This window comes from Chromobacterium fluminis (genome assembly GCF_011602385.1).
In the GTDB taxonomy this organism is placed as follows: Bacteria; Pseudomonadota; Gammaproteobacteria; order Burkholderiales; family Chromobacteriaceae; genus Chromobacterium; species Chromobacterium fluminis.
On sequence record NZ_JAAOMA010000094.1, the window covers coordinates 1 to 7,111 of the forward strand.

7 protein-coding genes are annotated in these 7,111 nt (G+C 66.4%); 6 read left to right on the forward strand and 1 reads right to left on the reverse strand.

What is annotated here, in order from left to right; all coding sequences use genetic code 11:
* Positions 1-13 precede the first annotated feature (13 nt).
* Complete coding sequence (locus HA052_RS26700; protein WP_166454379.1) at positions 14-700, reverse strand: 4'-phosphopantetheinyl transferase family protein; 687 nt, start codon at positions 698-700, stop codon at positions 14-16.
* Positions 701-863: 163 nt separating this feature from the next.
* Between HA052_RS26700 and hemP the strand changes: the two genes are divergently transcribed.
* The 6 genes from hemP (at position 864) to HA052_RS26730 (ending at position 6,985) form a co-directional block, all read left to right on the forward strand.
* Entirely contained in the window at positions 864-1,037 is a 174-nt protein-coding gene (gene hemP / locus HA052_RS26705) for a hemin uptake protein HemP (protein WP_166454380.1), read from the forward strand.
* A gap of 82 nt (positions 1,038-1,119) precedes the next feature.
* Positions 1,120-3,309: a TonB-dependent hemoglobin/transferrin/lactoferrin family receptor gene (locus HA052_RS26710; protein WP_166454381.1), complete on the forward strand. Its 2,190-nt coding sequence runs from the start codon at positions 1,120-1,122 to the stop codon at positions 3,307-3,309.
* Positions 3,310-3,369: 60 nt separating this feature from the next.
* Positions 3,370-4,413 (forward strand): hemin-degrading factor, encoded by a 1,044-nt coding sequence (locus HA052_RS26715; RefSeq protein WP_166454382.1) that lies wholly within the window; start codon positions 3,370-3,372, stop codon positions 4,411-4,413.
* On the forward strand, positions 4,403-5,194 hold the full coding sequence (locus HA052_RS26720; RefSeq protein WP_166454383.1) for a heme/hemin ABC transporter substrate-binding protein: 792 nt from the start codon (positions 4,403-4,405) through the stop codon (positions 5,192-5,194). The genes HA052_RS26715 and HA052_RS26720 overlap by 11 nt, the downstream gene beginning before the upstream one ends.
* Positions 5,191-6,177: a FecCD family ABC transporter permease gene (locus tag HA052_RS26725; protein ID WP_166454384.1), complete on the forward strand. Its 987-nt coding sequence runs from the start codon at positions 5,191-5,193 to the stop codon at positions 6,175-6,177. The genes HA052_RS26720 and HA052_RS26725 overlap by 4 nt, the downstream gene beginning before the upstream one ends.
* Positions 6,170-6,985: an ABC transporter ATP-binding protein gene (locus HA052_RS26730; RefSeq protein ID WP_081548205.1), complete on the forward strand. Its 816-nt coding sequence runs from the start codon at positions 6,170-6,172 to the stop codon at positions 6,983-6,985. Before HA052_RS26725 ends, HA052_RS26730 begins: the two co-directional genes overlap by 8 nt.
* Positions 6,986-7,111: the final 126 nt, after the last annotated feature.

Consider the following 7,111-nt stretch of genomic DNA (forward strand, 5'->3'; position numbering starts at 1 on the left):
CGGCCGCCCCGCCTTACCCCTCCGCCCAGGCCAGCGTCGCCCTATACCCCTCCGGCGCCTCCAGCGCCCAGGCCCTTGTCGCCGGCCAACGTTCGGGCGCGGCAATCCGCAACGGCAGTTCCTTATCCGTCAGTTCCAAGGCCTCGAACGCGGACAGGTGCTGAGCAATGCCCACGCCCCAGGCTTTCAGCACCGCCTCCTTGATGGTCCACAACTGGAAGAAAGCCGCCACATCCCGGCCATGCCCGCATAGCTCCAGTTCCCCCGGCAGCAAGGTCTGCCCCGCCAGCGCCGGCACGTCGCGCATGGGCTGCACCGTTTCGATGTCCACCCCCACTTGCCCGCCGCGCGCGATGGCGATCAGCGCGTAAGCGCCGGAATGGGACACATTGAAGACAGGCGCTCCGGGCCAAGCCAAGACTGGCTTGCCGTGTGCTCCCAGCTCAAACATCAGCGCGTCCGGCGCCAGGCCGGTTTCTTGCGCCAACAGCCGCCGCAAGGCCAGCCGGGTCAGGGCGAACTGCAACTGATTGATGGCGCGCAGATAGCGCAGGCAGCGCTTGCGCTCGTCCTGACTCAAACCCGCCAGCAGCGCCTCGTCCACCAGCCAATCCACATCCAGCCTCACGCGGTACAAGCTCAAGGCCCGCGGCGCGCCCGCCGGGCAAGGCAAGGGCTTGATCAAAGCGTTCAGTTCCATCCGCCTCTCCGCGCAAAACCGCCATTATCCCCGGCCTGCGCCGGCTCGACCACGCCGTTTTGTGACCCCCGCGCCACAGCCCCGCCCTTTTCGTTCGCCTGAAGGCCTTTTCCAGGTTGAATTCGATAATGAGAATCGTTACCATTTAGCCATGGATAAATTCATGCACGCCCACACCGCCTCCAAGTCCGGCTCCGGAACCAGCGCTGCCAGCCTATCCCCGGTGCTGCGCAGCTGCGAGCTGTTCGCCAAAGGCAAGGAAATCCTGATCGAACATCAGGGCGAGATGTACCGCTTGCAGTTGACCCGCAACGGCAAGCTCATCCTGATCAAATAGGTCCTAGACCACTACACACCGCAAGCCAGCCAAAATCAGCCAGCCAGCGGAAGCACCCAACCTTAGGAAGTTTGGAGTTTCCATGGCTTTATTTCGCGCCACCCCCTTGGTTCTGAGCCTGGCCGCCGCCTGGCCCGCGCTGGCGGCGACGCCGGCGGAACTGGAGACCGTTCAGGTCACCGCTCACCGCAGCAGCAAGTCGCTGGCGGAAACCGCCCCCAACGCCAGCGTGATCTCGCGCCACAAACTGGACGATCAACTGGTACGCGACATCGCCGACGCGGTCAAATACGAACCCGGCGTGGAAGTGGCCACCGATCCGGCGCGCCGCGGCAACGCCGGCTACACCATCCGCGGCATAGACGGCAACCGCATCCTGATGCTGATCGACGGCATCCGCCTGCCGGAATCCTATGCCGGCGGCGGCAGCAATAACGGAGCCGTTTCCGGCCGCGATTACGTGGAACTGGAAACCCTGCGCGCCATCGACATCGTCAAGGGACCCACTTCCAGCCTGTACGGCTCCGACGCCATCGGCGGCGTGGTGGGCTACCGCACCAAGACCGTGGACGATTTCGTGCCGGAAGAACAAGGCGTGAGCGGCAGCGTCAAGGGCTTTGGCGGCACCGCCAACAACGGCTGGGGCAGCAGCGCCGGCGTGGGCGTCAAGGGCGAGCGCAGCGATCTGATGCTGCTCTACACCCACCGCAACGGCCATGAAACCGACAATCAGGGCAATAACGACAGCAGCGGCACGCTGCGCACCAAGCCGAATCCGCAAAGCTGGGACAGCGACAATGTGCTGGCCAAACTGGGCTTCAAACCGGCCGCCAACCAGCGGCTGGAGCTGACGCTGGAGCACTACCGGCGCGACACCGACAGTCATCTGCTGAACGCCTTGGGCCCCGGCCCGCGCAATGCCTACGTCGTCACCAACAATCAGGCCAAAGACCGCACCCAGCGCGACCGCGCGTCGCTGGCCTGGGAAGGCAAGCAGTTGGGCGCTTTCGACCGCCTAGCGGTGAAGGCCTATTACCAGAAGCTGGACAACGCCGACACCAACACGGAATGGCGCAGCAACGGTCTGCGCATCTTGTCCGACTACGGCTTCAAGCAGGACAGCTATGGCTTGACCCTGGAAGCCGAGCACAATTTCCAGGCGCTGTCCGCCAAACACCAGCTCTTGTGGGGCGCGGACTTGAGCCGCACCGACACCAGCCGTCCGCGCATCAAGACCCAATACAATCCGAACGGCAGCACCAGCAATATCGTCGACGGGGAAACCTACCCCAACAAGACCTTCCCGGATAGCCACTCCGAGCGCATCGGCCTGTTTGTCCAGGACGAGATCAAGTTCGGCAACGGCTTGGTGGCGTCTCCGTCGCTGCGCTGGGATCACTACAAGATGACGCCGCAGTTGGACCAGGCCTTCGCCAACGGCAACCCCAACAACTATCAGGTGCCCACCTTCAAGGACAGCGCCTTCTCGCCCAAGCTGGGGCTGAGCCTGCCTTTCGCCGATCACTACACCGGCTTCCTGCAGTTCTCCTCCGGCTTCCGCGCGCCGCCATTCGACGACGCCAATATGGCCTTCACCAACCCGATTCAACGCTATCAAGTGCTGCCCAACCCCAATCTCAAGTCCGAAAGCAGCCGCGGCGTGGAACTGGGGCTGAAAGGCCAGTGGGACAGCGTTGACTTCGGCCTCACCGCCTATGCCAACCGCTACAAAGACTTCATCGATCTGGCCGACATCGGCATGATCAACGGCCTGTCCGCCTTCCAATACCAGAACATCGGCGAAGTCGAGATCAAGGGCGTGGAAGGCCGCGCCGCCTGGCGCTTCGCGCCGAGCTGGCGCGCGATGGCGTCCATCGCCTACACCCATGGCCAGAACAAACAGAAGAACGAGCCCTTGGCCAGCATTACCCCGCTCAACGCCACGCTGGGCCTGCGCTACGACCAAGCCGTCTTCGGCGGCGAAGCCATGCTGAAACTGGCGAGTGCCAACGACCGCCTGCCCAATATCGCGCAGCAGGGCCGCAGCCAGACCTCGCCGCCGTTCAAGGCTCCGGGCTACGCCGTGCTGGACCTGACCGCTTACTGGAAGCCGGCCAAGAACACCACGCTGCGCGCCGGCGTGTTCAACGTCTTCGACCAGAAGTACTGGAAAGCCGCCGACGTGCGCGGCAAACCCAGCACTGAGCGCGCGCTGGACCTGTTCACTCAGCCTGGCCGCAACATTAGCGCCAGCGTCGAATACACCTTCTAACCGCGAGCGCCCGCCCCTTGGCGGGCGCCCGTTTTTGATCGTTCCAAGGAGAATCCAAACATGACCGACTTCAGCCAGCTGTGGGATCGTTACCAAATCCTGAAAGCCAGCCAGCCGAAACTGCGCGCGCGCGACGCCGCCGACGCGCTGGGCGTCAGCGAAGCCGAACTGGTAGCCGCCGATCCGGCCAGCCAGGCCTTGCAGCCGCATTGGAACGACATCCTGAGCCAGATCGCCCACTTGGGCCCGGTGATGGCGCTAACGCGCAATCACGCCTGCGTGCATGAAACCACCGGCGATTACCGCAATGTGCAAATCGACGGCAAGATCGGCCTGGCCATCAACCCGGTCATCGACCTGCGCATCTTCCTGTTCCATTGGCAACACGCCTTCGCCGTCACCACGGCCGGCGCGCGCGGCGAACAGCGCAGCCTGCAATTCTTCGACCGCTTCGGCGAAGCCGTGCACAAAATCTACCTGACCGCCAATAGCGACGTGAACGCCTACCAGCGCCTGGTGGAGGCCTTCGCCGCGCCCAAGGCGGCGCTGCGGATAGACCCGCCGGAAGCCGAAGCGGCAGAGCTGGACGACGAGGCCATCGACAAGGCCGGCTTCCAGCAGGAATGGCAGAGCCTGAAGGACGTGCACGCCTTCCATCCCTTCCTGCGCCGCTGGGGCGTGTCCCGCCAGCAAGGCTTCCGCCTGGCGCCGGAAGGCCAGGCCTGGCGCGTGCTGCCGGAAGCGGTGGAGCAGCTGCTGCGCCGCGCCGCCCATATCGAAGCGCCCATCATGGTGTTCGCTGGCAACCGCGGCATGATCCAGATTCACACCGGCCCGGTGCGCAATGTGCAGATCGTCGGCAACTGGCTCAATGTGCTGGACCCTCACTTCAACCTGCATCTGCGCACCGATCTGATCGCCGAAGCCTGGGTCACCCGCAAGCCGGGCGATCACGGCGTGGTGACCTCGCTGGAACTGTTCGACGACCAGGGCCTATCGCTGGCCACTTTCTTTGGCGAGCGCAAGCCGGGCCAGGCGGAACGCGTGGAATGGATCAAACTGCTGGGCGAACTGCCGGCACTGGAGCGCGCCGATGTCGCCTAAATTCGCCTTCGCCGCCCTGCTGGGCCTGGTCGCCGCTTTGCCCGCCTCGGCGTTACAACGCATCGTGGTGATGACCCCCGACATCGCCGACATCGTGGTGGCGCTGGACGCCGGCAAGGAAGTCGTCGGCCGCGACCGTTCCAGCAAGTCGCCGGCTTTGGCTCAGGCGCAAGTGGTGGGCTTTTCCCGCGCGCTGAACGCCGAAACCATCGCCCGGCTCAAGCCCACCCTGGTGCTGGGCAGCGCCGAGGCGCAACCGCCGACGGTATGGACCCAGCTGCGCCAATTGCAGGTGCGCGCCGAGGAAGTGACGCGCCGCGAGGACGGCGCGGACTTCGCCGACGCGATCCGCAAAGTGGGGCAACTCCTGGGCCGCGACGCCCACGCCCAGCAACTGGCCAGCCGCTGGCAGCGCGAGATGACGCCGCGCCCGGCGCGCGGCGTGCGCTACCTGGTCAGCTACGACGGCCAGTTGGTGGCCGGCCGCGACACCGCCGCCGACACCCTGATCCGCGCCGCCGGCGGCGTCAACGTCGCCAGCCAGTTGTCCGGCTTCAAGCCGATGGCGCGCGACGCCTGGCAGAGCCTGCAGCCCGACGTGATCATTCTGGGCAGCCACACCGGCGCGGTGCACGGCGGCAAGGAGGTCTTCTCCAAACGGCCGGAAATCGCCTCCACGCCGGCCGGAAAACAAGGCCGCATCTACCTGCTGCCGGCCAAGGACGCGATGATGGTGGGCCTGAACAGCCCGGCGGTGGTCGATCAGATGGTGAAGATGTGAGCGCGCTGACCCTGGACGCCGCCGCGCCCAATCGCGGCCGCTGGCTGTTGTTGGGCCTGATCGCCGCCAGCCTGCTGTTGCCCTTGCTGGCCTTGTCCAGCGGCGGCAACGGCCTGGCCTGGCCGGACTTCAGCGATCCGCTGCTGACCCAGCTGCGGCTGCCGCGCATCGCCGCGGCGCTGGGCGTGGGCGCGGCGCTGGCCGCCAGCGGCGCGGCCTTGCAAGCGCTGTTTCGCAATCCGCTGGCCGACCCCGGCCTGATCGGCACTTCCAGCGGCGCGGCGCTGGCCGTGGTCGGCATGCTGGCCGTCGGCGCCGCCGGCCTGTCCTTGCCGCTGGCCGCCTTTGGCGGCGGCCTGCTGGCCACCTGGCTGATCCTGTTGCTGTCGCGGCTGGTGCGCGGCGGCCTGGCCGGTCTGCTGTTGATGGGCTTGGTGGTGGGCGCCTTCTGCGGCGCGGTCACCAGCCTGATGATTTTCATGTCCGACGACCTGACCCTGCGCGCCGCCACCAGCTGGCTGGCCGGCAATCTGTCCTCCGCTTCGTCGGAACGGCTGCTGGCCTGCCTGGGCGTGGCCGGCCTGGGCTTGCTGATCCTGATCGCGGTGGGCCGCGATCTGGACTGCCTGTTGCTGGGCGAGGACGCCGCCCAATCCCTGGGCATAGACGTGCGCCGCACCCGCCGGCTCACCGCGGTCGGCGCGGCGCTGGCCACCGGCGGCGCGGTGGCGCTGTCCGGGGTGATCGGCTTCGTCGGCATGATGATTCCCAATGCGCTGGCGCTGCTGATGGGCGGCTGCCGCCGCCGGCTGATCCTGCTGTCGGCTTGGGCCGGGGCCTTGTTCCTGCTGGCGGTGGACACCCTGGCGCGCACCGTCGCCTGGCCCATCGATCTGCCTGTGGGCCTGATGGCGGCATTCGCCGGGCCGCCGTTCTTCGTATGGCTGTTCCGGCGACAACAAAGGAGTCTGATCAATGGCTGAAACCACAACCCTGTGCGTGCGCCAGTTGGCCTGCGACATCGGCGGCAAGCGGATTCTGGACGACATCAACCTGGATTTGCCCACTGGACGGGTCAGCGCGCTGCTGGGCCCCAACGGCGCCGGCAAAACCACGCTGATGCGGCTGCTGGCCGGCCTGAACACGCCCAGCGCCGGCGCGGTGCGCCTGGCCGGCCAGTGCGTCGGCCGGATGGAACCGGCGGTGCGCGCCCGCCGCATCGCCTGGGTGCCGCAGCACATCCCCTCCGGCATTCCGTTGACGGTGCGCGAGTTCGTGATGCTGGGTCGCGTGCCCTACCTCGGCGCCTTCTCTCGCCCGCGGGTTGAGGACAAAAGCGCGGTGGCGGACGCGCTGGGCACGGTGGAGCTGGACGATTACGCCGACCAGCGGCTGGATCAGTTGTCCGGCGGCGAACGCCAGCGCGCGGCCATCGCCCGCGCCTTGGCGCAGCAAGCGCCGGTGCTGCTGCTGGACGAGCCCACCAATCACCTGGACCTGCGCCACCAACACCGCTTGCAACAACTGCTGCTGGAATTGTCGCGCCAGGGCCGCACCGTGGTGCAGGTCTTGCACGACCTGGCGCTGGCGGCCAGCTACGCGGATCACGTGGCCTTGCTGGAACAGGGCCGGCTGGTGGTGGCCGGCGCGCCGGAACAGGTGCTGACGCCGGAGCGCCTGCTGGCGGTCTACCGCTGGCCGGTGCGTTTGCAGCGCAACGGCAACGACTGGCAGGTCAACGCCGCCCTGGCGCAGGCGCAGAAGCCCGCGGCGCTGGCGTCCGGGGCCTGAGAGCCTGTTCAAAGTCTCTGAGTAGAGCAGAGTGTGAGAAAATCCAGGGGTGAGAAAAAGCTACCCAAGCGATATCAGTCGCGAACAATTTGAAGTGATCAGACCACTTCTGGAAAGCGCGCGTAA

Excerpts from the sequence above, each read along its gene's own strand:
- HA052_RS26700 (WP_166454379.1), bottom strand. The coding sequence starts at position 700 with ATGGAACTGAACGCTTTGATCAAGCCCTTGCCTTGCCCGGCGGGCGCG.
- hemP (WP_166454380.1), top strand. The coding sequence starts at position 864 with ATGCACGCCCACACCGCCTCCAAGTCCGGCTCCGGAACCAGCGCTGCC.
- HA052_RS26710 (WP_166454381.1), top strand. The coding sequence starts at position 1,120 with ATGGCTTTATTTCGCGCCACCCCCTTGGTTCTGAGCCTGGCCGCCGCC.
- HA052_RS26715 (WP_166454382.1), top strand. The coding sequence starts at position 3,370 with ATGACCGACTTCAGCCAGCTGTGGGATCGTTACCAAATCCTGAAAGCC.
- HA052_RS26720 (WP_166454383.1), top strand. The coding sequence starts at position 4,403 with ATGTCGCCTAAATTCGCCTTCGCCGCCCTGCTGGGCCTGGTCGCCGCT.
- HA052_RS26730 (WP_081548205.1), top strand. The coding sequence starts at position 6,170 with ATGGCTGAAACCACAACCCTGTGCGTGCGCCAGTTGGCCTGCGACATC.